18 protein-coding genes are annotated in these 24,120 nt (G+C 67.7%); 8 read left to right on the top strand and 10 right to left on the bottom strand.

The genetic code is table 11. The features are described from left to right. Positions 1–42 precede the first annotated feature (42 nt). The 7 genes from K320_RS0108505 (at position 43) to K320_RS0108475 (ending at position 11,655) form a co-directional block, all read left to right on the top strand. A complete protein-coding gene (locus K320_RS0108505) occupies positions 43–822 on the top strand; it encodes a ParA family protein (protein ID WP_024538413.1) in 780 nt (259 codons plus the stop codon). 136 nt (positions 823–958) lie between these two features. Next, complete coding sequence (locus K320_RS0108500; protein ID WP_024538412.1) at positions 959–6,823, top strand: IPTL-CTERM sorting domain-containing protein; 5,865 nt, start codon at positions 959–961, stop codon at positions 6,821–6,823. 196 nt (positions 6,824–7,019) lie between these two features. After that, positions 7,020–7,556: an RBBP9/YdeN family alpha/beta hydrolase gene (locus K320_RS0108495; protein WP_024538411.1), complete on the top strand. Its 537-nt coding sequence runs from the start codon at positions 7,020–7,022 to the stop codon at positions 7,554–7,556. 7 nt (positions 7,557–7,563) lie between these two features. Then, positions 7,564–8,478, top strand: a complete 915-nt coding sequence (locus K320_RS0108490; protein WP_024538410.1) for a ParB/RepB/Spo0J family partition protein — start codon at positions 7,564–7,566, stop codon at positions 8,476–8,478. 5 nt (positions 8,479–8,483) lie between these two features. Beyond that, positions 8,484–9,221 carry a class I SAM-dependent methyltransferase gene (locus tag K320_RS0108485; RefSeq protein ID WP_024538409.1) on the top strand — a complete coding sequence of 246 codons (738 nt, stop codon included), beginning with the start codon at positions 8,484–8,486 and terminating at the stop codon, positions 9,219–9,221. Between the two features lie 95 nt (positions 9,222–9,316). Next, positions 9,317–10,357, top strand: a complete 1,041-nt coding sequence (locus K320_RS0108480) for a peptidoglycan-binding domain-containing protein (RefSeq protein ID WP_024538408.1) — start codon at positions 9,317–9,319, stop codon at positions 10,355–10,357. Positions 10,358–10,413: 56 nt separating this feature from the next. Continuing rightward, positions 10,414–11,655, top strand: coding sequence for an MFS transporter (locus K320_RS0108475; protein ID WP_024538407.1), 1,242 nt, complete (start codon positions 10,414–10,416; stop codon positions 11,653–11,655). A gap of 12 nt (positions 11,656–11,667) precedes the next feature. On the opposite strand, the gene K320_RS0108470 is transcribed toward K320_RS0108475, so the two are convergent. From K320_RS0108470 to K320_RS0108430, 9 genes are all read right to left on the bottom strand, one after another. Beyond that, positions 11,668–13,092, bottom strand: coding sequence for an FAD-binding oxidoreductase (locus K320_RS0108470; protein WP_024538406.1), 1,425 nt, complete (start codon positions 13,090–13,092; stop codon positions 11,668–11,670). Positions 13,093–13,180: 88 nt separating this feature from the next. Then, a complete protein-coding gene (locus K320_RS18385) occupies positions 13,181–13,537 on the bottom strand; it encodes a hypothetical protein (protein ID WP_024538405.1) in 357 nt (118 codons plus the stop codon). Between the two features lie 42 nt (positions 13,538–13,579). Then, on the bottom strand, positions 13,580–14,197 hold the full coding sequence (locus K320_RS0108460; protein ID WP_024538404.1) for a TMEM175 family protein: 618 nt from the start codon (positions 14,195–14,197) through the stop codon (positions 13,580–13,582). Between the two features lie 10 nt (positions 14,198–14,207). Beyond that, on the bottom strand, positions 14,208–15,710 hold the full coding sequence (locus tag K320_RS0108455) for a carotenoid oxygenase family protein (RefSeq protein ID WP_024538403.1): 1,503 nt from the start codon (positions 15,708–15,710) through the stop codon (positions 14,208–14,210). 16 nt (positions 15,711–15,726) lie between these two features. Next, the gene (locus tag K320_RS0108450; protein WP_024538402.1) at positions 15,727–16,146 is read right to left on the bottom strand and encodes a DUF2141 domain-containing protein; all 420 of its coding nucleotides are present in this window, start codon (positions 16,144–16,146) and stop codon (positions 15,727–15,729) included. 138 nt (positions 16,147–16,284) lie between these two features. After that, a complete protein-coding gene (locus tag K320_RS0108445; protein WP_024538401.1) occupies positions 16,285–17,085 on the bottom strand; it encodes a LytR/AlgR family response regulator transcription factor in 801 nt (266 codons plus the stop codon). Further along, the gene (locus tag K320_RS0108440; protein ID WP_156913906.1) at positions 17,082–18,164 is read right to left on the bottom strand and encodes a sensor histidine kinase; all 1,083 of its coding nucleotides are present in this window, start codon (positions 18,162–18,164) and stop codon (positions 17,082–17,084) included. Before K320_RS0108440 ends, K320_RS0108445 begins: the two co-directional genes overlap by 4 nt. A gap of 126 nt (positions 18,165–18,290) precedes the next feature. Further along, entirely contained in the window at positions 18,291–21,431 is a 3,141-nt protein-coding gene (locus K320_RS0108435; protein WP_024538399.1) for a bifunctional diguanylate cyclase/phosphodiesterase, read from the bottom strand. A 50-nt stretch (positions 21,432–21,481) separates the two neighbouring features. Next, positions 21,482–22,855 (bottom strand): MATE family efflux transporter, encoded by a 1,374-nt coding sequence (locus K320_RS0108430; protein WP_029695957.1) that lies wholly within the window; start codon positions 22,853–22,855, stop codon positions 21,482–21,484. Positions 22,856–22,934: 79 nt separating this feature from the next. Between K320_RS0108430 and K320_RS0108425 the strand changes: the two genes are divergently transcribed. Beyond that, positions 22,935–23,513, top strand: a complete 579-nt coding sequence (locus K320_RS0108425) for a cob(I)yrinic acid a,c-diamide adenosyltransferase (protein ID WP_024538397.1) — start codon at positions 22,935–22,937, stop codon at positions 23,511–23,513. 44 nt (positions 23,514–23,557) lie between these two features. On the opposite strand, the gene K320_RS0108420 is transcribed toward K320_RS0108425, so the two are convergent. Beyond that, on the bottom strand, positions 23,558–23,980 hold the full coding sequence (locus K320_RS0108420; RefSeq protein ID WP_024538396.1) for a hotdog fold thioesterase: 423 nt from the start codon (positions 23,978–23,980) through the stop codon (positions 23,558–23,560). Positions 23,981–24,120 lie beyond the last annotated feature (140 nt).

Raw genomic sequence — 24,120 nt, 5'->3', positions numbered from 1 at the left:
TTGGGCTGCACTTCGCGCGGCCGTTTTTTTCCCCAACACTGCATGGCCAAGATTTTCTGCATTGCCAACCAGAAGGGTGGCGTCGGCAAGACCACCACCACCGTCAACCTGGCCGCGGGGCTGGCCAAAATTGGCCAGCGCGTGCTCATGGTGGATCTGGACCCGCAGGGCAACGCCACCATGGGCTCGGGCGTGGACAAGCGCCAGCTCGCGCATTCGGTGTACGACGTGCTGCTGGGTTCGGCCACCGTGCAGCAGGCGTCAGTACGGGCAGAGGCCTGTGGCTACCAGGTGCTGGGCGCCAACCGGGAACTCGCTGGCGCAGAGGTCGAGCTGGTGGATCTGGAGCAGCGCGAGAAACGCCTCAAGAATGCCCTGGCTGCCGTGGATGCGCAATACGATTTCATCCTCATCGACTGCCCGCCCAGCTTGAGCCTGCTCACGCTCAACGGCCTGTGCAGCGCGCACGGCGTCATCGTGCCCATGCAGTGCGAATACTTTGCGCTGGAAGGGCTGACCGACCTGGTCAACACCATCAAGCAGGTGCATGCCAACCTGAACCCGGACTTGGAGCTCATCGGCCTGCTGCGCGTGATGTTTGACCCGCGCATCACGCTGCAGCAGCAGGTAAGCGAACAACTCAAGTCGCACTTTGGCGACAAGGTGTTCGATACGGTCATCCCGCGCAACGTGCGGCTGGCGGAGGCGCCCAGCTATGGCCTGCCCGGGGTGGTGTTTGACCCGGCGGCCAAGGGCAGCCAGGCGTTTGTGGCGTTTGCGCGCGAAATGGTGCTGCGGGTACAAGCCGCGCTGGCCGGGTGAATTGCAAACAATGGTCAGCCGTCCGCACCATTTCGTAGCGATGCTGGATGGCACTGCCATACTGCATGACAAAGTCGCCGCTGTTGCACCAAGAGTGTTTGGTGCGCCATCTGAAAAATTCTTGTCTGATCAAGCCATGGCCCTTCATTTTTCCTTGCGCAAAGCCTTTCAGGCCATCCTCGCGACTGCCATCCTGGCGCCCTGCCTGGCGTGGTCCACGACGACGATCAACCACCAGTTCACACCAGATGGCGGCGGTGATTTCTTCCAGGGAGACACAGCCACCTACACCGTGAAAATCTTCAACGACAGCACGACGACTGCCGTCACCGATGTCGCGTTCACGTCGCTGCTGACGGAAGCAGGGGCTTTGCCCAATCCCAAGATTTCGTTGGTGACACCTGTTGCGGCGACGGTGTCAGGGTGCGGTGCCGGGGCCACTTTTAACAGCGGCGGCACCATTGTGGGCCTGACTGGCGCCACCGTAGCTGCGGCGACTGATGCCAGTACGCCGGGTGTGTGCACCGTCACCTTCAAGGTGACGGCCACGGCGCCGGGCAACCACATCGTGCATATTCCGGCCAATACGGATCCAAACCCCACGACCTCGGGCTTCACCTATACCGAAGGCGCGACCAAGCTCTACAACACGACCGATGCCAACGCCACCCTGCTGGTGCGCTCCCTGGCAGCACCCACGGGCGGCAAGGTCTTCAGCCCCTCGCCGTCGTTTGTCGGGCGTCCCACTACGCTGACGATTACCCTGACCAACCCGAACACCGGCACCGGCCAGACCATGCCGCTGACCACGTTCACCGACACCCTGCCCAGCGGAATGCAGGTGGCGCCCACGCCGAATGCGTCCGTGGTCTGTTCGGGCACGGGTGCGAGCAATGGCACGTTTGCGCCCAGCGCTGGCGATACGGCGGTGACGCTGACCGGCGGCACGATAGGTGTCAATGGTTCCTGTATCGCCCAGGTGGATGTGATCGTTCCCGCACTGACGCCGCCGGCGGCGACGACGCAGAATTTCAACAATACGCTGGCGGCAGGCGCCATTGGCAATGCGCGTGGCTTGACGAGTCCTGCATTCAACCGGCAGCTCACCGTGAATGCGCCGGTGCAGGTGGCCAAGTCGTTCAACCCAAGCACGATTCCGGTGAACGCCACGTCCACCATGCGCATCGTCGTCACCAACAACGGCGGCACGGTGCTGACCAATGCGGGCCTGGTGGATACCTTTCCTGCCGGTTTGACGGGAACGGGTGGAGCAACTACATCGATTTGTACCGCTGGCGGCAGCGCAGGCACGGTAACGGTCGATACGGGGAGCAGCCCCAACACGGTCACTTTGGCAAATGCCACCGTCGCGGCCAATGGCGGCACCTGCACCATCGAGGTGCCGGTGACCGCGGCAACTGAAGCCGATTACCCCAACGCCATAGGCCAGAATGCGGTGACCAACAACGAAGGCATAGGCAGCCCGCCTGCCAGTGCTACCCTGCATGCCTATGACCAGCTGCGTGTCAGCAAGTCGGTGGCGCCCGCCAATGTGGCGCCGGGGCAATGGGCGACCTTCACCATCGATATCGCCAACTACGCCACGGCTTTGGTCACCAACGCGCAGGTGACGGATATCCTGCCCACAGTCTCCGGCAACCAGATGCTGGTGGATGGGTCTCAGGCACCTTCTTCCACCTGTGGAATGGATTTCACCGGCAGCGTTGGCACTGCGACCTTGCAAGGCACGGGTGGCACCATTCCCGCAGCCTCCGGCACGACGCCGGGTGCCTGCACCGTGACCTTCCGCGCACGCGTGCCGGCAGGCGCCACAACGGGGCAGATCTTTGTCAATACCCTGCCGGCGACTACCGCTGCCTCGGGTGCCACCCTGGGTGGTGGCGTGGTCAACACCAATACGGTTTCGACCAATGTGGTGGTGGTGGATGCGGTCGATCTGACCAAGGTCTTCAACCCGGCATCGATTGCGGCGGGCCAGACCTCGCAACTGACGATCACGGTGTTCAACCGCACGGTGAGCCCGCTCACGGCGATCAACCTCACCGACACCCTGCCGTCAGATCTTGTGCTGGCGGCCGATCCAGCGGCAAGCACCACCTGTACGGGTGGCGCGCTCTCCGCGGTGCCTGGGGACAACAAGGTGGTGCTGACGGGCGCCACGGCGCCCACGCGGCCGGATGCAAGCCAGCAGGCCTCTTGCACCATTCAGGTGCTGGTGACGGGAACAACGCCAGGCAGCTACACCAACACCATTGCGCCGGCAGACTTCAGCTCCAGCGCCGGTACCATCCCGGCGGACCGCAGTGCCAACCTGGGCATCACTGCCGGGCTGAGCGCTGCCAAGAGCTTTTCGCCCGCCAGCGTGGGCGTGGGCGGTGTTGCCCGTGCCACGGTGAGGGTCACCAACCAGACGGCCGGTGCCCTGACCCATGTGTCCGTCAACGACACCGGGCTCACGGGCGGGCTGGTCGTGGCCAACCCGGCCAATGCCGCCACCTCCTGCGCCGGTGCTCCGACGATCACGGCCAACCCGGGTGCCACCAGCGTGCGCATGGATGGCGCGCAGCTGCCCGGCTCCAGCAGTTGCGACCTGTCGTTCGATGTGCAGGCCACGGGTGCAGGCCCCTGGGTCAATACCATTCCCGCAGGGCAGATCACCAGCGCGGAGGGGGCTTCGAACACGGCGGTTGTCAGCGCCACGTTGGGCAACCAAAGCGCCAGCCTCTCGCTGAACAAGAACTTCAACCCGCTGATCGTCACCGGCAACCAGCCTTCGCTGCTGACCATCGACGTGGTCAACAACTCGGCCGTGCCCATCAACAACGTGTCGTTCACCGACACCTTCCCCACGGGCATCCAGGTGTATTCCGCGCCCGATGCGCAGACCACCTGCACGGGCGGCACGGTGGCGGCCGTGCCGGGCAGCGGGCAGGTTTCCCTGACGGGCGCCTCTCTGGCGGCCAATGGCGCCTGCGTGGTGACGTTGAAGGTGACGTCCGTTGCCTTCCTCAACCTGACCAATACCATTCCGGCAGGTGCCATTTCCAGCCAGGGCGGCTATACCAACGCCACGCCGACTTCGGCGACGCTCACGACGCTGCAGGGACTGGGCGTGTCCAAGGGCTTCGAGCCGGCCTATGTGGCGCCGAATGCCGTCTCGCGCCTGAAGGTCAAGCTGGTCAACACCTTTGATCCGAACGTCCTGAATCCGGTGGTGCTGACGGGACTGACGTTCACCGATGCGCTGCCGGCAGGCCTGGTGATTGCGCCTACGCCCAACGCGACGTCTACCTGCATGGGCGCGCAGATCGCCGCCAGCGGCGGCGGCACCGCCGTCACGCTGTCGCATGTCACGCTCTCGCCGGGGAGTTCGTGCAACCTCGATATCGATGTGACGGCAGCCGCAGCCGGTGCGTACCTGAACAGCATCCCTGCCAACACGGTGACGACCGACCAGGGCGTGACCAATCCGAATCCGGGTGATGCCACCCTGAACGTGACCCCGGGGCCCACGATCAGCAAGCTGTTCACCATGCCGGTCGTCAAGGTGGGCGATACGTCCGAGCTGATCGTCACCGTGACGAACCCCGCCAGCTTTGCCCTGACCGGTGTGGCGCTGACCGACAACCTGCCGCCCAACGTGGCAGTGGCCAACCCGGCCAACACCAGCACGACTTGTGCGGGCGGCAGTGTCACGGCGGCACCGGGCAGCAGCAAGATCCAGCTCAGCGGCGCCACCGTGCCGGCCAATGGCAGCTGCACGTTCCGGGCGTTTGTCGTCGCTTCGCAGCCAGGCATCTTCACCAACACCATTGGTGCGAACGCGATCACGAGCCAGCAGGGGCTGAGCAATGGCAACCCGGCACAGGCCGACCTGCAGGCGCTCGCGCCGCCCGCGGTGACCAAGCGGTTTGCACCGGCACAGATCGACGCCTTCGGTGGCGCGGGGCTGAATCAAATCAGTACGCTGCACATCCGCCTGGAAAACTCCAATGCCGACCCCATTACCCTGACGCAGATGTTTGTCGATGCGCTGCCGGGCCTGCCCGCGCCGTCGACGGGCAAGATTCAGGTGGCGCCTGCACCCAACATCAATGGCCATGTGCCGGGTGGTGAGGCGGCCTGTACGGCAGCATCCGTCACGGCGGCGGCGAATGCCACATCGGTCAGTTACGCCAATGGCGCCAGCATTCCCGCAGGTGGCTGCACGATCACGGTGGATGTGGTGGGCACGCTCACGGGCAACTACCTGAACACGATTGCGGCTGGCCAGCTCAAGACCAGTGCCGGCACCAACCCAGACCCGGCACCGGCTGCGATTGGCGTGGACAAGCCTGCAGCGCCCTCGGTGAACAAGGCCTTCAGCCCTGCCACCATCGACGTGAACGGCGTCTCGCGCCTGACCCTCACGCTGGGCAATCCGAATACTTCTGCGCTGACGCTGGCGAGCGTGTTCACCGACACCTTGCCCGTCAACGTGGTCGTGGCGGCTGCGCCCAACATCGGCGGCACCTGCACCTCAGGTTCGGTCACGGCTGCGGCTGGCGGTACCACGGTGGCCTATGCCAGCGGGGCGACCATCCCGGCCGCGGGCTGCACGATCCAGGTGGATGTCACGTCGGCCACGGCGGGCTCGTACACCAACAACATCCCTGCCGAGGCGCTGGCTACGGTGGAAGCGGGCAGCAACCCGACGCCGACGAATGCCGGCCTGGTGGTGCGCGCGCCTGGCAATCCGACCGTGCTCAAGGCCTTTGCGCCCAGCACCATCAACCCCGGTGGCGTGTCCAGGCTGACCATCACGCTGGGCAACCCGAATGCAACGGCGGCGCACCTGACGGCTGACCTGGTGGATACCCTGCCGGCCAGCGTGCTGGTGGCCGATCCGCCCGCAGTGGGGGGCACCTGCGTGGGCACCAAGAGCGCAACGGCCGGTGGCTCCACCGTGACCTTTGCCACGGGCGGCACCATCCCCGCCAATGGTTCGTGCACGATAGCGGTGAACGTGACGTCTGCCGTTTCCGGTGGCCCATACACCAATACCATTGCGGCAGACGATCTGAAGACCAACCTGGGCAACAACGGTGCACCCGCCACGGCGGATCTGCAGGTCAACCCCGGCCAGCCGCCGAGCGTGAGCAAGAGCTTCTCTCCCAGCTCCATCGTCGCCGGTGGTCAGTCCACACTGACGATCTCGCTGGGCAATGGCGGTACCACTGCAGCGACCTTGACGGCAGCGCTGACGGATAACCTGCCCGCAGGTGTGGCGGTTGCCAGCCCAGCCGGGATTGCCGGCACCTGCACGCTGGCCAGCGTGACGGCGGCTCCTGGCTCGACTTCCGTGACCTATGCTTCGGGCGCGACGATTCCGGCGGGCGGCTGCAGCATCCAGGTAAAGGTGACTTCGTCGGTGGTGGCCACGCACACCAACACGATTGCGGCTGGCGCCTTGCAGACCGACCTGGGCAACAACGCCGTGGCGACGACCGCGCCGCTGCAGGTGGTTGCATCGAGCCCGGCAACGACGGCCTCGCTTGCCGGCAACGTCTACCACGACCGCAATGACAACGGCGCCATCGATGCGGGCGAGGAGGGTATCGGCGGCGTCACCATCCAGCTGCTGCAGGGCGGTACGGTCGTTGCAACCACCACCACGGATGCCGCGGGTCACTACAGCTTCACCAACCTGGCCCCGGGAACCTACTCGGTGCACGAGGTGCAGCCCGCCGGATGGAACGACGGCAAGGACACGCTGGGCACCGGCGCCACGGGTGCAACAGGCACCATGAGCAACGACACCTTCAGCAGCATCACGCTCAATGGCGGCGATGCAGCCATCGACTACAACTTTGGCGAGCACAAGGCGCCGGGCGATCCGGCGAGCATCCCGACGCTTTCCGAATGGGGCCTGATCCTGCTGTCGCTGCTGCTCGCAGGCTTTGCATTCACGCGCGTGGAGCTGCGCCAGCGCCGCCGCTGACCGAGGACCCGGTTTCCTGGTGGGGCGCCGCCGCCGTATCCGAAGAGGGTGCGGCGGCGGTTTTTCGTGCAGGGGCTCTTCCCGCCACGGCAGCGGCGCGGCGTATGCCTTCATGCAAAATAGGGCCTGCGAAATATGAATGAAATATGGCTCCAGCGCCCGTCCATCAAGTGCTTGCAGCTATTTATAAATTAGCATGAACCCCTGCACCGTCCTTCTCCTGCCCGGCTGGCAGAGCTCCGGCCCCGGCCATTGGCAGACCGAGTGGGAGCGCCTGCACGGCTACCAGCGCGTGCAGCAGCACGACTGGGTGCATCCACGGCGCGGCGACTGGTCGGCGCGGCTGGAGGACGTGGTGGCCGACACGCCCGGCCCGGTGCTGCTGGCGGCGCACAGCCTGGGCTGCATCCTCACGGCCTGGTGGGCCGCGCACACGCGCCACGCCGCCAAGGTGCGCGGCGCGCTGCTGGTGGCGCCGGGCGACGTGGAGCGGCCCAACCTGGCGGCGCAGATCACCGGCTGGACGCCCATCGTGCGCCAGGCGCTGCCGTTCCCGGCGGTGCTGGTGGGCAGCCGCGACGACCCGTACTGCAGCTTCGAGCGCGCGCAGGCGCTGGCGGCGGACTGGGGCGCGCGCTTCGTCGATGGCGGCGCGCACGGACACATCAATGCCGAATCGGGGCTGGGCGCATGGGACGCAGGCCATGCGCTGCTCCAATCCCTGAAGGACTGAACGAGACATGGCAACCAAGAAACCCAAGGGCCTGGGCCGAGGCCTGGAAGCGCTGCTCGGCCCCACGGTGGCCGATGCCGCGCCGTCGGCCGCCAGCGATGGCCCGCCCGCCGTGCTGGCGCTGGATCGGCTCGTGCCCGGCACCTACCAGCCGCGCACGCGCATGGATGAAGGTGCGCTCTACGAGCTGGCCGAGAGCATCAAGGCGCAGGGCATCATGCAGCCCATCCTGGTGCGCAAGCTGCGGCAGGGCGAGCACGCGGGCAAGTACGAGATCATCGCGGGCGAGCGGCGTTTTCGCGCCTCGCAGCTCGCGGGCCTGGCCGATGTGCCGGTGCTGGTGCGCGACGTGCCCGACGAGGCCGCCGCCGCGATGGCGCTCATCGAGAACATCCAGCGCGAAGACCTGAACCCGCTGGAAGAGGCGCAGGGCCTGCAGCGCCTGATCCGCGAGTTCGGCTACACGCACGAGCAGGTGGCGCAGGCGGTGGGGCGCTCGCGCAGCGCGGCCAGCAACCTGCTGCGCCTCTTGAACCTGGCCGACCCGGTGCAGACCATGCTGATGGCGGGCGACATCGACATGGGCCATGCGCGCGCGCTGCTGGCGCTCGATCGCGCGGCGCAGATCACGGCGGGCAACCAGATCGTGGCGAAAAAGCTGTCCGTGCGCGAGGCCGAGAGCCTGGTGAAAAGGCTGGGCGCGGAATTCAACCTGGTGCCGCAAAAGCCCAAGAAGGAAAAATCGCGCGACATCCGGCGGGTGGAGGAAGAGCTCTCCGATCTGCTCACCGCCGAGGTCGAGGTGCGCGTCAAGAAGCGTGTCAAGCGCGGTAGCCGCACCGAAGAGATGGGCGAGCTGGCGATTGCCTTCGGTTCGCTCGATGCGCTCAATGGCCTGATCGAACGCCTGCGCGGGCAGTAGCAAGCATGCGCCTGCCCTGGCCGCTGCCTGCCGTGCTGGTCTGGCTGCTGTGCTGGGCGGTGCAGATGGCGCTGCGCCCCGTGCTGGCGCCCTTGCCGGCGATGCTGCTGGCGGCGCTGCCGGGTGTGCTGCTGAGCCTTCTGGCCGCCCATTGGTGGCGGCGCGCGCTGGTGGCGCTGGGTTTTCCACTGTCGCTGGCGCTCTCGGGCAGCACGGCCTTGCCTGCCTGGGCGTGGCTGCTGCCGGTGGCGATGCTGGTGCTGGTCTATCCGCTGCACAGCTGGCGCGATGCGCCGCTTTTTCCAACGCCGATCCGCGCTCTCGATGGGCTGGCGCAGCGTGCACCACTGCCGCCTGGCGCCCTGGTTCTGGACGGCGGCTGCGGTCTGGGGCATGGCCTGCGCGCCTTGCGGGCGCAATATCCGCGGGCGCGGTTGTGTGGCGTGGAATGGAGCCCGCTGCTGGCGCTGCTGTGCCGTCTGCGCTGCCGCTTCGCGCGGGTGCGGCAGGGCGATCTGTGGGCCGAGGACTGGCGCGACTACCAGATGGTCTATCTGTTTCAGCGTCCCGAGACCATGGCCCGTGCGTCCGCCAAGGCGCGCGCCGAGATGCTGCCCGGCAGCTGGCTGGTGAGCCTGGCCTTTGCGCTGCCGGACATGCCGGCGAGCGAGAAGCTGGATGAGACGCCGCGGCGCGGTCACACGGTGTGGATTTACCGGATGCCGGCGGAGGACGCCGTGTAACAACACGACACGTCTTGCTGCCCGCGCAGCCTTTACGATGCGCCGTTTCCCACGGTCTGAGCAGGCCGGTCACCATTCAGAAAGAGAGGCCATCCATGTCGCGTACATCCTTGTCCATCATCGCCGCCGCCTGTGCGGTGCTGGCGCTTTCGGGCTGCGAAACCACCAACATGAAAATGGGCAGCAGCGAGGCCAAGACCGTGGCCACGGGCGCTGCCGCCGGCGGCAATTCGGCCAACGCCAGCGGCGAGCTGGAGCGCTGCCCGGCGCCGCTGGGCACGGTCTCGCTGGTCGAGAACCAGAATGCGGGCTGGTACACCATCCTGCGCAACGAATACAAGCTGCCGCCCACGTCCAATCTGCTGCGCCTGCTGATCCAGCAGTCCAACTGCTTCGTCGTCGTCGAGCGCGGCGCGGCCGGCATGCGCGCGATGCAGCGCGAGCGCGAGCTCATGGGCTCGGGCGAGATGCGCAGCGGCAGCAACTTCGGCAAGGGGCAGATGGTGGCGTCCGACTACGGCCTGTCGCCGGAGATCATCTTCTCGAACAACGACGCCGGCGGCATGGGCGGCGTGCTGGGCGGTCTGATCGGCGGCGGCGGCGGGCGCGCGATTGCCGCCGTCGGCGCGGGCACCAAGACGCGCGAGGCGAGCGCCATGCTGACGCTGGTGGACAACCGCTCGGGCGTGCAGGTGGCGGCCTCTGAAGGCAGCGCGTCCAAGACCGATTTTTCCGGCTTCGGCAGCCTCTTCGGCGCGGGTGGAGGCGGCGCGCTGGGCGGCTACCAGAACACCGCGCAGGGCAAGGTGATCACCGCGGCCTTCATGGATGCCTACAACCAGATGGTGGTGGCGCTGCGGGGCTACCAGGCGCAGAGCGTGCAGGGCCAGGGCCTGGGCGGCGGCGGCAAGCTCGGGGTCGATGGCGGTGCCGCGCCGTCGCAGACGCATGCGCTGGCGGTGATGTCGCCGATGCAAGCGCAGGAGCGGCTGAACGCGCTGGGCTACAACGCCGGCGCGCCCGACGGCAAGCTCGGGCCGCGCAGTGCGGCGGCCATCCGCCAGTTCCAGAAGGACCGCGGGCTGCCCATCAATGGCCAGCTCGATGCCAGGACGCTGGATGCGCTCTCACGTTGATGCGCAACAGGGGCAGGTGACAGACAGGCGGGGCCGGCGCGCGTAGCATCGCGCCCATGACGATTACCGCCTCTGCCCGCCTGCGCGAGGACGTGCGCACCACCAGCCTGGTCACGCTGGCGCATGGCACCTCGCATTTCTTCCAGCTGCTGCTGCCGCCGCTGTTTCCCCTGCTGGTGGCGGAGTTCGGCTTCAGCTATTCCGAGCTGGGCCTGTTGCTGTCGGTGTTCTTCGTCACCTCGGGCATAGGCCAGGCGCTCGCGGGTTTCGTCGTCGACAAGGTGGGCGCGCGGCCGGTGCTGTTTGGCTCGCTGTGCCTGTTTGCCGCCGCCGCGGTGGCGGCGGCCAGCAGCACGGGCTATGGCGGCTTTGTGCTTGTCGTGGTGCTTTCGGGCCTGGGCAATGCGCCGTTTCACCCGGTGGACTTCACCATCCTCAACCGCCGCGTCTCCAGCGAGCGGCTGGGCCATGCCTACGCCGCCCACGGGATTTCGGGCAACCTGGGCTGGGCGGCATCCCCCATCCTCGCGGTGATCGCGGCCGCCAGCGGCTCCTGGCGCATCGCCTGCCTGAGCGCGGCCGTCTGGGCGGTGGTGGTGATGGCACTATTGTTTTGGCAGCGCGATGCGCTTGCTGAACAAGCGCCAAAGACCGAAAACGCTGGGAAATCGGCGGCTGCGATGCAGGAGCATCCGCTGGCCTTTCTCAGGCTGCCGGCGGTCTGGCTGTGCTTTGCCTTCTTCTTCTGGACCACCTGCTCGCTCACGGCCATCCAGAGCTTTGCCGCGCCGGCGCTGGAGCGGCTCTACCAGATGCCGCTGGCGCTGGCCGCCAGCGTCGTCACCGGCTTCATGCTGTGCAGTGCCGCGGGCATGGTCCTGGGCGGCTTCATCGTCGGGCGCGTCAAGCGCATGGAGCTCACCATAGGCGTGTGCCTGATGGCGTCGGCGCTGCTCATGGTGGTCGTCGGCCTGGCGCTGACGAGCGGCATCGTGGGGCTGGTCATCGCCGCGGTCTCGGGCTTTGGCATCGGCATCGCCGGACCGTCGCGCGACATGCTGATCAAGACCGCCACGCCGCCGGGCGCGACGGGCCGGGTCTACGGCATGGTGTATTCGGGGCTGGACCTGGGCTCCAGCGTCGCCGCGCCGGTCTGGGGCGCGATGATGGATGGACACTGGTACTCGGGCATCTTCTACGGCTCGGCCGTGGCGCTGGCGATCAGCGTGGCGGCGGCGGCGTTCGTCGGCGCCGGCGTGGCCGCGAGGCGCCTGTCGCCCGCGACGGCGCCCGCATAGCCGGATCGGCGCTCAGAGCGCGAAGATCTTGCCCGGATTCAGGATGTTCTTCGGGTCCAGCGCCCGCTTGATGGCGCGCATCATGGCTATGCTGCCCGCACCGGCCTCATCCACCAGGAAGCCCATCTTGTGCAGGCCCACGCCATGCTCGCCGGTGCAGGTGCCGCCGAGCTTCAGCGCGCGGGCGACGAGCTGGTGGTTGAGCTGCTCGGCGCGGGCGCGCTCGTCGGCATCGTCGGGGTCGATGAGGTAGCCCATGTGAAAGTTGCCGTCGCCCACGTGGCCGACGAGAAAATAGGGGATGCGGCTGGCGTCGGCCTCGTCCACGCTGTCGAGCAGGGCGTCCGCCAGGCGCGAGATCGGCACGCAGGTGTCGGTGGTGATGCAGCGGCAGCCCGGGCGGCTGGCCACCGCGGCAAAGTAGCCGTTGTGCCGCGCGGTCCACAGGCGCGAGCGCTCCTCGGGCGTGTCGGCCCACTCGAAGTCGGCGCCGCCGTGCTCGCCGGCAATTTCCTGCACTGTCTCGGCCTGCTCCTTCACGCTGGCGGGCGAGCCGTGGAATTCCATCAACAGCAGCGGCTGTTCGCGCAGCGTGAGCTTGCTGTACTGGTTCACGCCGCGCACCGCGTTGGCATCCATCAGCTCCACGCGCGCGATCGGCACGCCGAGCTGGATGGTCTGGATCACCGTGCGCACGGCGGACTCGATGCTGGGGAAGGAGCAGATGGCCGCGCTCACCGCCTCGGGCAGCGGGTACAGGCGCACGGTGATTTCGGTGAACAGGCCCAGCGTGCCCTCGCTGCCCACCATCAGCCGCGTGAGGTCGTAGCCCGCGCTGCTCTTCCTCGCGCGCGTGCCGGTGCGGATCACCTCGCCGCCGGCGGTCACCACTTCCAGCGCCAGCACGTTCTCGCGCATGGTGCCGTAGCGCACCGCGTTGGTGCCGCTGGCACGCGTCGCGGTCATGCCGCCGATGCTGGCGTCGGCGCCGGGGTCGATGGGAAAGAACAGGCCCTGGTCCTTGATCGCATCATTGAGCTGCTTGCGCGTGATGCCCGGCTGCACCGTGATCGTGAGGTCGTCGGCGTTGACCGAAAGCACCTTGTTCATGCGGTTCACGTCGATGCTGATGCCGCTTTGCACGGCCAGCAGATGGCCTTCCAGCGACGAGCCGGCGCCCCAGGCGATGACCGGCACCTCGTGCTGGCTGGCGAGCTTCACCGCGTCGGCCACATCCTGCGTGCTTTCGGCAAACACCACGCCCGCGGGCGGCGGTGCATCGGTGAACGGCGATTCGTCGCGCCCGTGCTGCTCGCGTACGGCGAGGGAGGTGGAGAACTGCGCGCCGAAGCGCTGCGCCAGCGCATCCAGCAGCGCCTGCGGCACGGGGCGCGGCGCGATGGCGAGCAACTGGGCGGTGGAGGCGGGGGCGTTCATGGCGGGGGGCTCCTGTACAAAGATGTCGTGCCGCAGATTGTAGGAACGGGGCTGCCGTGGTGCGCGGGGAAGCGGCAGCAGCCTACTTTCAGCCGAGCAAACGGTCTTCCTGTTCATCCCAAATGCCCATGAGTGATTGCATCGCCGCGCCCTCGAAGGCGGCCACCACGCGCACCTTGGCGTGAACGAGCTGCACCGCCACGATGGTGCGCACGAATGCCGGTTCTGCGCGCAGCGCCGCCAGTTGCGCTGCATCGCCCCGCAGCAGCACGAATCCCTCCAGCTCGCCGCCATGGGGCTCCAGCAGAACGGCATCCATGCCATCCAGCCGGCCCTCGCCCTTCAGTGCCGTCAGATAGCCCATGGCTTCACCGAGCACCTGCGCCGCCTGCTTCTCCCGGCCGGGGATGATGGCGCCCCAGCCCACCAACAGTGTTCCTTGCATTGCGTACCTCCATGTGAAATCGGGGAAATGGCTGTGATCGTTTCAGCCGCGTACCAACAGGCGCCGCACCGTGGGTGCGAGGGCGGCCAGCATCCATGCAAACATGGCGGCAGTCGGGTGCAGCAAGGCCAGCGGTATCGAGAGCAGGAACACCGCCGTCGGCCAGAGCACCACGCCCAGGGCCTGGCGGTATTCCTGCGCGCCCAAGGCAGACCCGAACAGGTTTTGCCGCTGCGCCGTGCCGACGATGAGCAGCAGCATCACGCCCGTCGCACCGACCACGGCGGCGTAGAGCACCACGGCGAGCGCATCACCATCGCCATAGTGCGCCAGCGCGGCGGTGGGAAAGTTCAGCGAGACCAGCGCCAGCATGAAGCCGATGTTGGCCAGGTTGTAGCCGCGGCTGGTGTGACGCACGCGCCGCGTGAGGCGGTGGTGCGCGAGCCAGAAGCCGCTGATCACGACAAAGCTCAGCAGGAAGGCCAGCACGCCGGGCAACATCTGGCCGAGCAGCGTGCGCAGCGGCCCGCGCGGGCCTTCGGGAAAGCGGATCTCCAGCGCCAGCACGGTGAGCGCGATGGACACCATGCCGTCGCACAGCGCATGGATGCGCTCCGGCCCCGGCTCGGGGTCGCTGGCCAAGGTGGCGGCGGTGTGCATGGCCACAGCCTCAGGCCGGCACGAAGATGGCGTGCAGGCCCAGCGGCATCACGCGGTCCATGCGCGCCTGCACCAGCGGGCCGTCGGCCAGGTGCTGCGCGTCGAAGACCGATAGCAGCATCTGCCGGCGCGCGAGGTCCAGCGCCGTGCCCATGACCCAGCCCTCGCCTTCGTTACGGCTGCCGGGGCGAGGCACGAAGAGGTGCTCCTCCACCATCACCTCGCGGCCATAGCGGTAGAGCTCGTGCGCGCCCGTCGCCACGTCCAGGCGCATCACCGCATCAAAACCGGGTCGGTCGCCCGCATCCACCCGCGCGGCGGTGAACACCTGCCGGTAGGTGCGGCCGACGATGCGTGGATCGACGCGCGGGAACTCCGCCACCAGTGGCAGCAGGCGCTGTTCGGCCTGGCCAGTGGCGGGGTTCAGTTCCAGCAGCGCGACGGCGGTGTGCTCCTTTTCGGCGTACTGTCCGCGCATCAGATCCTTGAGTGCCGTGGTGGCCGCCCAAGCGCTGGGCGAGCGGATGCAGTCCAGGCGCACCACGCCTTTTTCTTCGCACGCATTGCCGATATGAAACACGAAGCCCGCCGGCAGCGTGAACCACTGCGGCGCATCCAGCCGGTCCTTGGCCAGCAGCAGCACGCGCAGGCCGAGCTCCGGGCGCCAGACATGGCTGTCCAGAAAGGTCTCGCCAGCCTCGGCACGGTCGCGGTCGAACACCAGCGGCGGCAGCAGGAACACGAGGTGGCGCTCGGTCACGGCGAAGTCATGCACCATGGCGATGTCGGGCACCTTGATGCTGGTGGCAGCGGCCAGATCGCCGCCGGGTTTGATGTGGTAAATCGACAGCAGGCCGGCCGAGCTGCTGATGCCGAAGTTCCACAGCGTGCCATCGGGTTCTATCTTGGGGTGGGCCGAGAACGGCATGCCGGCGTAGTCCGGCGACCAGACGCGGGGGCCGCGCGTGTCCAGCGTCTGCGCGTCCATTTCGGTGGCCGAGCCGCCCTCCCACAGCGCCATGAAGCGCCCGCCGTGCTGCAGCACGCTGGTGTTGGCGACGTTGATCGCGTCCGGCGCGGTGACGGCCTCGGCGCCCGGCGGGTTGGTGCCAAAGGCGGCGCGCACCGGGTGGCCGGCGGCGCTGTCGGCGAGGAATTTCTCGGTGCGCACGAAGCGTCCGCGGTGCGTCACGCCCTGGTCGCTCAACGTGTACTGCTGCACCATGCCGTCGCCGTCGAACAGGTGGTGGTAGCGCTCGCCGCCCAGCAGGTGGCGCGCGGGGCCGTTGCGGTAGAAGCGGCCGGCCAGGCCCGCCGGCATGCGGCCCTGGACGTTCAAGGCCATGGAGGCGGCATCCTGCTGCAGGCCGACATAGCCCAGCGTCCAGGGGTGGCTGGCCTGCGCAGCGGCAAAGGCGGCGGCGGTGGGGTCGGCGCTGACCGTGGCGTGTGCGCCCAGCGCGGTGCTGCCGGCAGCGGCCAGCAGGGTGTGGAGGAAATCGCGGCGTTGCATGGCGGTCTCCCGGGGGTCAGCGCAGGTGCACGGTGACGGTGGTGTCGCCCTGCAGGTCAATGGCTGCGGCGTCGAAGTCGGGCGCGCCCATGCGCCCGCGCGCATCGCGGCTGAAACCGTAGCGCTCGGTCGGGATGCCGGCGACGTTGCTGTCGAGCTTGCCGTTGCCGTTTTCGTCGTGGAACAGCGAAAGCGCGTAGCGCCCGGTGGGCAGGTCGCGGTAGACCAGCAGCACGCGTGCGGCGGCCGGCTGGCGCTCGCCGGTGCGCGGCGTCTTGAGCCAGCTCGCGGCATCGGCGTACAGCGCGCCGTCGACGGTGCCCTTGTCGGAGCGGGCGCCCAGCACCTCGACGGTCAGATCGTGGGCGCTGGCGGACGCTGCGAGCAGGGTGAGACCGAGCGCACCGGCGAGGGTGAAGCAGCGGGGAAATCGCATGGAAGGGGCTCCTGGGGTGTGCTATCGGTCGTGGGATGACCCGCACTGTAGGAAGCCGCTTTGTCTGCCGCCAGTGAATTGCGACGGACTGCCGCGCGCCGTGCGTGAAGCGTGCGCAGGGGCGACCGAACCGCGCCGCTACATGGGGCGGAACAGGTGCGCGAAGGCGCGGCTGACCTTGACCGGTCGCGCGAGGCCGCGCACCGTGAGACTGCAGTGGCCCAGCTCATCGCGCGTGGCGCTGACGATGTGACGGCTGTTCACCAGCACGCTGCGGTGCACCTGGATGAAGTCGCCGCCTTCGATGCGCGTGGCCAGCTCGCGCAGGCTCATGCGCACCAGCGCCTCGCCATCGGGCGTGACTACGGTGACGTACTTGTCGGTGGCTTCGAGGCAGATCACCTCGGCGACCGGAATCATGCGCACCGTGTTGCCCACGCCCGCGCGGATCACGCGGATGGGTCCGCTGGCCGCTTCACCCGCGGCGAGCGCCTGCATCTGCTGCACCTGTGCGGCGGCTTCACCGCCGCGAGGTTCCGAGCGCACGGCCAGCCGCTCCTGCAGCCGCGCCACGGTCACCGCCAGCCGCTCGGGCGTCACCGGCTTGAGCACATAGTCGACCGCTGCCTGTTCGAAGGCCGAGACGGCAAACTCGTCGTAGGCGGTAACGAACACCAGCAGCGGAGTGGGCCGGTCCTCGGGCCACTCGTCGCTGACGATCTCGGCCACCTCCAGCCCGGTGCGCGCAGGCATGCGGATATCGAGGAACAGCACGTCTGGCAGCAGCGCCAGCGCCTGCGTGGTGGCGGCGAAGCCGTCTTCGGCCACCGGTGCCAGGCGCAGTGACGGCCAAGCCTGCAGCAGCAGGCGCGATAGCGTACGCGCCAGCACCGGTTCATCCTCGGCGATCAGCGCCAGGGCAGCAGGGGCGACGTTCATGTCGTAATCCTCACGATGGCGCGCGTGCCCGAGGGTTGCTGGCGCGCAAGCCACAACTTGGCGCGATCGCCGTAGAGTGCCTGCAGGCGCTCGCGCACATGGGCCAGGCCAAAGCCACCGGGCGAATCACCAGCGGGCTCTGCCGGCGCATCGGGTGGCAACCCCAGACCGGTGTCGCTCACCTCCAGTTCCAGCCCCTGCGTGCCAAGCCGCGCGCTCACCCGAACGCTGCCGCCGCCGATCTTGGGTTCTATGCCGTGGCGCAGGGCGTTTTCCACCAGCGGCTGCAGCAGCATCGCCGGAACATGCACGGTCTGCAGCGCCTCCGGCAGATCGAGCGTGTAGCGCAGGCGCGCGCCCAGGCGCAGCGCCATGATGTCCAGATACGCGGCGAGCTGCGCGAATTCGGCCGCGAGCGTGGTGCTGTCGCTGCGCGAAGCGGCCAGCGCGCCGCGCAGCCAGGTGATCAGGCGGTCGATCATCAGGCGCGCGCTGGCAGGGTCGTCATCGACCAATGCCCGCAGGTTGGCCAGCGTGTTGAACAGCATATGTGGATCGAGTTGCGCACGCAGCATGCGCAACTCGGCCTCGGCGGCGAGCTGCTGCGCGCTGGCACGCGCCATCGCCTCACTGCTCAAGCGGCTGCGCAGCCAGGTCAGGTAGCTGACAAAGCCTCCGGCCAGCAGCGTGGCGCCGATGGCGGCCAGGCGCGCATCCGCCACGCCGATGATCTTTATAGGCTCGCCCAGTGCCGCATACGCCGTGGTGTAGCCCAGCACATAGCCCAGCGGGATTCCGATTCCCAGCGCCATCAGCAAGGCCGTGCGCGATCCGCGTCGACGCACCCAGGGCAGCTGGCGCACCAGTGCGCCGCAGAACGCCACCCAGAGCCCGATGCATTCGGAAAACCACAGATTGCGCCCGAAGCTGTCGCGCTCGGGTTCGGCCAGCGTGAGCACAGCCGCGACCAGCACGCAAAAAAGTGCGGTAAGCACAAACAGGCGCAGTGTGCGCATGGCGACTTCGGGCAGGGGCTGTACGGACAGGGATGGGGGCATAGCGGCACGCAGCAGGGGCATGCCACTCTAGACCAAAGCGGTGTGGACAGGTTGTCTGATGGAGCGAATGGCGGCTTGAAGGCGCGAAGGGTCGCAATCAACGATCGAAGTGAACATTGGCTTCACCGGGAGCGAGGCCAGAGCCGCCTACGCCGCCCGCTTCTGCGCGTGCACAAAGCGCTCGAAATCCGCCGCCGGCAAGGGCCGGCTGAACAGGTAGCCCTGCCAGGTATCGCAGCCGTTGTGCAGCAGGAAGCGCTTTTGTGCCTCGGTTTCGACGCCCTCGGCAATCGTCGCCAGCCCCAGGGTGTTGCCCAGCGAGACGATGGTGCGGGCGATGGCCGCGTCGTTGTCGTCCACCAGCACGTCGCGCACGAAGCTCTGGTCGATCTTGAGCTTGTCCAGCGGCAGGCGCTTGAGGTAGGCCAGGCTTGAATAGCCCGTGCCGAAATCGTCCAGGGAAAAGCTCACGCCGTAGCCGCGCAGCTCGTCCATCTTGGTGATCGTGCCCTCCACGTCCTGCAGCAACAGGCCTTCGGTGAGCTCCAGCTCCAGGCGCCTGGCGTCGGCCCCGCTGGTGGACAGCGCTGCCAGCACGGTGCCGATGAACTGCTCCTGGTAGAACTGGCGCGGGCTCACGTTGACCGCCAGTTGGATGTCCCTGAGCAACGGGTCGGTGCTCCAGCGGGCCAGCGTCCTGCAGGCGCTGCCCAGCACCCACTCGCCCAGCTGCACGATCAGGCCGGTCTCTTCCGCCAGCGGGATGAACTGCGCCGGCGACACGAAACCGTCCCGCGGGTGGTGCCAGCGCACCAGCGCCTCCGCGCCTATGACCGCTGCGGCGCGGATCTGGGGCTGGTAGTACAGCTCGAATTGCTGCTGCTCGATGGCGGCTCTCAGGTCGCGCACCAGGTTGGCGCGTTTTTGCAGCTTCTCGTGCTCCACCTGGCTGTACATGCGCAGGCTGCCGGGCCCCGCCTGCTTGGCCTGGTGCAGCGCCATGTCGGCCTGCTTGAGCAATTCGTCCGCGCTCTCGCGCGTGCCCATGAAAAGCGCGATGCCCATGCAGGCGCTGGTATGCAGGGCCTGACCGCCGATGTCGCAGGGCCTGGCCAGCGCGTCCAGCAGGTGCTGCCCGACCTCCGCCGCATGGTGTCTGGAGGCGGGCTCCTGCGACGTCTCGGTCTCCATGACCAGCACAAAGGTGTCGTCGCCATGGCGCGCCACCGTGTCGCCGCTCCTGAGCATGGCCCGCATGCGGGCGGCGGCCTGGCGCAGCACTTCGTCGCCCGCCTGGTGGCCGGCGGTCTCATTGATCGTTTTGAAACCGTCCAGGTCCAGCATCAGCACCATCCCCGCCGTGCCGGCGCGCTCGCTCACGCGCAGCGCCTCCTGCAGTGCCCGCATGAGCGTGCCGCGGTTGGCGGCTCCCGTCAGCGGGTCATGGCTGGCAAGGTACTGGATTTCCGTCTGCGCCTGCTTGCTGTCGGTGATGTCGTCAATGAGGATCATCTCCCGGCCTGCGGCGATGACCCCTGACGCGGTGATCGTTCGCGACTCGCCGTTGGCCCTGCGGATGACGTACTCGCGCTCTTCGATGAGGCCGTCGCCCGCCATGGCCTGCAGCACACGGACGTTCCAGTCGGCGCTGATGCGTTCGCGCATGCCGGCGTCCGGAATGGCCATTGCCAGCCACGCATCGGCGGTGGGCGTTTCCTCCCGGGTGTAGCCGGTGATGCGCACGAAGGCCTCGTTGCGGTACTCGATCTCGCCGCCGGGCTTGAGCAGCAGGATGGCAATCGGCAGGTGGTTGAGGACGGATCGCTGGCGCGCTTCATTGCGCTGCAGCTTGCGCGCCATCTGCCGCCGCGCGGTGATGTCCTGGGCAATGCAGAGCGCCTGGGTCGGTGTCTCGCCTTGTTCCGCCAGCGGCGAAATCGTCAGGTCGATCCAGACCTCCGAGCCGTCGCGGTGGCGCAACCGCTTGTCGGTGCGTATCGATGCGGCGCCGCCGTTGTGCAGGGCCTGGAATTCCTGTTGCGCCTCCTGCACCGTGTCGGGGTCGTGGCGCCAGCTCCAGTAGGGCCGGCCCGCGAGCTGCCGGCTGTCGTAGCCCAGTATCTCGGCAAAACGCGCATTGGCCTCCACGATCTTGCCGCTGGTCATGTCGACCACGGCGACCCCGAGGATGTTTTGTTCGAAGATGCGCTTGAGCATGATCTCGCGCTGGCGCAAGGTGGCCCGTGCCGAGGTCAGCTCCAGCAGGCTTTGCCGGCGCCGCTGGAGCATTCTGCAGGCGGCGAACGCCAGCAGCAGGGACAGGCCTGCGCCTGCACTGCCTATCCACCAGGGCAGCGAGCGTTCGGCGCTGGAGAGCAGTGACACGGCCGGCAGGGCACTCACGCGCCAGCGCCTGCCGCCCATCAGCAGCGGCGTCTGGGCGGCGAAGGGCTGCTGCACGGCCTGCGGCGTCGCGGCGTCACTGGCCAGCAGCACCGGGGTGCCGGTGGTCACGTCCTCGATGCGCAGAAACACCTGGTCGCGCCCGCTCGCCGTCCTGGTGGCGTGCAGTAATCCGCGGGTGCTCACGGTGACCACCGTCGAGCCGATGTAGGGCGCCCTTGCCGGCGCAGGCTGCGATGGATGGACCGCATAGCGCAAGACGAAAGCCTTGCGGTCCTGCCCGCCTTGCAGCAGATCGAAAGGCGCCGAGAGCACCAGGCTGGGCGTGCCCGTCGTGCGGAGGATCGCCGCCATGTTGTCCGGCTGGGACAGCGTATCCATGCCGACCAGCTGCCCCGCGTCCTTGAACGGCCAGAACTGCTCGATGATGTAGTGGTGCTCGCCGGGCAGCTGCGGATGGATCGCCAGCGTGGTTGTTTCGCTGAGCAGCGGGTGCAGCTGGCGCAGATAGTCGGTGTAGCGCGCCAGATCCTGGTCGGGCACCATCCGGGTAAACGCGACGCTGCGCACCTCCGGGAAGGTGTCCGCGACCGCATGGCCGTCCACGATGGAGCGGAACATCCAGGCCGGCAGGTCAGGCCGCGCGGCGATCACGTCGCGCACGCTCGCCGCGATGCCTGCGTAGGCTTTCACGCGCTGTTCGATGTCGTCCACCAGGGTGTCGACAATGGCTTGAAGGCGCGCTTGCTGCACCTCCAGATTCACCGATTCCTGGTGCCGCACCAGCGCTGCCGTGGCGCCAAGGCCGGCGATCAGAACCGCTGCGGCAATCGCCCGGGGCGATAGTCGTGCGGTGGCGCTGCCGTGGCCTGTGGTGGTGATCATGGCGATAAATTTAGCATTCGCGGATGAAATTTGCACTGCCGCGCGCCTGGTCACACCAGCCGTTCTATCCGCCGGTAGCGCCACACCAGCAGGTAAAAACTGCTCTGCAGCACCAGCATGGTGCAGAACACCACCGGGTAGGACATCCACACGCCCTCCAGCCCGAAGCGTGCCGAGAGCCAATGCGCCGCCGGCAGCTGCACCAGCAGGATGCTGGCCACGCTGATGCCCGTGGACACCCAGACCGTGCCGCTGGCGCGCATCACCGCGGCCACCACCGCCTGCAGGCCGAACACCACGCTGGCCCACAGCATCACCCGCAGCAGCGTCTGCGCCAGCACCAGCACGCTTTCGGTGGTGAGGAAAAAGCCCAGCAGCCAGTGCGACAGCAGATAGCCCAGCAGCACCAGGCTGCCGGTGAACACGAGGTTCAGCAACAGCCCGGTGCGCACGATGGCGGAAAGCCGCTCGGTGCGGCCCGCGCCGATCGCCTGCGCGCCCAGGATGGAGGCGGTAATCGCAATCGACAGCGCCGGAAACTGCACGTAGTTGACGATCTGGTTCACCGCGCCGTAGGCGGCCGTGGCGTCGGCGCCATAGCCGTTGACCAGCCCCAGGATGGCCAGTTCGGCCATGGCGATGGTCACCATCTGCACGCCGGTCGGCACGCCGAGGCGCAGCACCGCGCGCAGCAGGCGCGGGTTCAGGCGCAGATCGCGCAGCAGTTCGGCATCGGGCGCCAGTGGGCTGCCCCGGCGGCGCAGGTAGAACCACAGAAAGGCCAGCGCCACGCTGAACGCCACCCAGCCCGCCACGGCGGCGCTGACCACGCCCAGTTGGGGCAAACCCAGCCACCCCAGGATGAGCGCAGGGGTGATCAACAGGCCCACGGCGGTGGAGAGGCACAGCGCCAGCAGCGGCGTGACGGTGTCGCCCACGCCGCGCAGCAGCTGCGTGTACAGGATGAACACCAGCAGCAGCGGCATGCTCAGCATCAGCACGCGGGCATAGGCCACGGCGTCGGGCAGCAGCTCGGGCGCGGTGCCCAGCGCCACCAGCGCGCGCTGGGCGAACAACTCACCCAGCACCGCCGCCACGATGCCGATCAATCCGCCCAGCGCCAATGCGGTGCCGGCAATCGCCTTGACCTTGTGCGGCTCGCGCGCGCCCCAGGCCTGGCCGATCAGCACCGAGGCGCCCGCGCCGATGCCGATCACCAGCGCGATGCAGAAGAACACCACCGGGAACATGCCGGCGACGGCGGCCAGCGCATCCGTGCCCAGCATCTGCCCGATGTAAACCGCGTTGACGCTGCCCGAGAGCGACTGCAGGATGTTGGACAGCACCATGGGCCCGAGAAAGGCCAGGTAGGTGCGCCAGAGGGCGCGTGCCGGGCGCGGCGGGATGGTAGAAGCGGTGTTCATGGTGTGAGCCGGTGCGGGCGCGATCATAGGGGTATGCGGCGCACAATCGTGGCCGACGAAAAACCTGAAGGAAGCACCGATGGGAAAACGGGTAACCGCCGTGGCCACGCGCACCGGCGACGATGGCACGACAGGGCTGGGCAACAACCAGCGCGTCTCCAAGGCCAGCGGCCGACCGCACGCCATGGGCGATGTGGACGAGCTCAACAGCCACCTCGGGCTGCTGCTGTGCGAGGCGCTGCCCGCCGACATGCGTGAGCTGTTCATCGACATCCAGCACCAGCTCTTCAACCTGGGCGGCGAGCTGGCGATGCCGGGCTTCGAAATCCTCAAGGACGATGCGCTGGCTCAGCTCGATGCCGCGCTCAAGCACTACAACCAGCAGCTGCCCGGCCTGCAGGAATTCATCCTGCCCGCCGGCACGCGCGCCGCCTGCCAGGCGCATGTCTGCCGCACCGTCGCGCGCCGCGCCGAGCGCTCCGTGGTGGCCTTGCAGCAAAGCGAGGAGATGCGCCCCGCGCCGCGCCAGTATCTGAACCGCCTGTCGGATCTGCTGTTCGTGCTCTCGCGCGTGCTCAACCGCCTGGATGGCGGCGCGGAGGTGTATTGGAAGAGCGAGCGGCTGGCGCGCGCCGAGCGTGAGAATGCTTCTGAATAAAGAGTTGCTTTCGCGCGCCCATCAAGCGCTGAAGTGGGATTTTTTCAGGAATCCAGCACCGCCATCGTGATGCGCGAGGTGCAGGTGGGCTGCCCCGCGTCGTTCACCATGTCGATCTGCCAGACCTGCGTGGTGCGGCCGATATGCACCGGCCGCGCGGTGGCGGTGACCCAGCCGCTGGTGGTGGCGCGCAGGTGGTTGGCGTTGATGTCCAGCCCCACGGCGCGGTGGCCTTCGGGGCTACTGTAGTAGGCGCCGGTGGAGCCCAGGGTTTCGGCCAGCACCACGCTCACGCCGCCATGCAGCAGGCCAAACGGCTGGCGTGTGCGCTCATCGACAGGCACCCGGGCGCGCAGAAAGTCGTCGCCGATCTCCAGCATTTCAATGCCGAGGTGGGCTACGGTGGTGCCGATGTGTACGCGCGTGATTTCTTCGAGCGAGATGGGCTTTTTCCAGAGGGAGGGCATGGCAGGCGGATGCGTTGTGAAGGGATGCGCGCATCTTATTGCTCCGGCCCGATGAAGTCTCCAGTGTGGGAGCGGCTTCAGCCGCGAATGCAGTCGTTCGCGGCTGAAGCCGCTCCCACAAGCAGTACAAACTTCACGGG

The sequence above is a fragment of the Comamonas badia DSM 17552 genome (assembly GCF_000484635.1).
Lineage (GTDB): Bacteria > Pseudomonadota > Gammaproteobacteria > Burkholderiales > Burkholderiaceae_C > Comamonas_C > Comamonas_C badia.
The sequence above is the reverse complement of the archived record's forward strand: the minus strand, read 5'-3'. Positions and strand labels throughout refer to the sequence as shown.

Coding starts and splice junctions, on each gene's coding strand:
- K320_RS0108505 (WP_024538413.1), top strand. CDS start 43: ATGGCCAAGATTTTCTGCATTGCCAACCAGAAGGGTGGCGTCGGCAAG.
- K320_RS0108500 (WP_024538412.1), top strand. CDS start 959: ATGGCCCTTCATTTTTCCTTGCGCAAAGCCTTTCAGGCCATCCTCGCG.
- K320_RS0108495 (WP_024538411.1), top strand. CDS start 7,020: ATGAACCCCTGCACCGTCCTTCTCCTGCCCGGCTGGCAGAGCTCCGGC.
- K320_RS0108490 (WP_024538410.1), top strand. CDS start 7,564: ATGGCAACCAAGAAACCCAAGGGCCTGGGCCGAGGCCTGGAAGCGCTG.
- K320_RS0108485 (WP_024538409.1), top strand. CDS start 8,484: ATGCGCCTGCCCTGGCCGCTGCCTGCCGTGCTGGTCTGGCTGCTGTGC.
- K320_RS0108480 (WP_024538408.1), top strand. CDS start 9,317: ATGTCGCGTACATCCTTGTCCATCATCGCCGCCGCCTGTGCGGTGCTG.
- K320_RS0108475 (WP_024538407.1), top strand. CDS start 10,414: ATGACGATTACCGCCTCTGCCCGCCTGCGCGAGGACGTGCGCACCACC.
- K320_RS0108470 (WP_024538406.1), bottom strand. CDS start 13,092: ATGAACGCCCCCGCCTCCACCGCCCAGTTGCTCGCCATCGCGCCGCGC.
- K320_RS18385 (WP_024538405.1), bottom strand. CDS start 13,537: ATGCAAGGAACACTGTTGGTGGGCTGGGGCGCCATCATCCCCGGCCGG.
- K320_RS0108460 (WP_024538404.1), bottom strand. CDS start 14,197: ATGCACACCGCCGCCACCTTGGCCAGCGACCCCGAGCCGGGGCCGGAG.
- K320_RS0108455 (WP_024538403.1), bottom strand. CDS start 15,710: ATGCAACGCCGCGATTTCCTCCACACCCTGCTGGCCGCTGCCGGCAGC.
- K320_RS0108450 (WP_024538402.1), bottom strand. CDS start 16,146: ATGCGATTTCCCCGCTGCTTCACCCTCGCCGGTGCGCTCGGTCTCACC.
- K320_RS0108445 (WP_024538401.1), bottom strand. CDS start 17,085: ATGAACGTCGCCCCTGCTGCCCTGGCGCTGATCGCCGAGGATGAACCG.
- K320_RS0108440 (WP_156913906.1), bottom strand. CDS start 18,164: ATGCCCCTGCTGCGTGCCGCTATGCCCCCATCCCTGTCCGTACAGCCC.
- K320_RS0108435 (WP_024538399.1), bottom strand. CDS start 21,431: ATGATCACCACCACAGGCCACGGCAGCGCCACCGCACGACTATCGCCC.
- K320_RS0108430 (WP_029695957.1), bottom strand. CDS start 22,855: ATGAACACCGCTTCTACCATCCCGCCGCGCCCGGCACGCGCCCTCTGG.
- K320_RS0108425 (WP_024538397.1), top strand. CDS start 22,935: ATGGGAAAACGGGTAACCGCCGTGGCCACGCGCACCGGCGACGATGGC.
- K320_RS0108420 (WP_024538396.1), bottom strand. CDS start 23,980: ATGCCCTCCCTCTGGAAAAAGCCCATCTCGCTCGAAGAAATCACGCGC.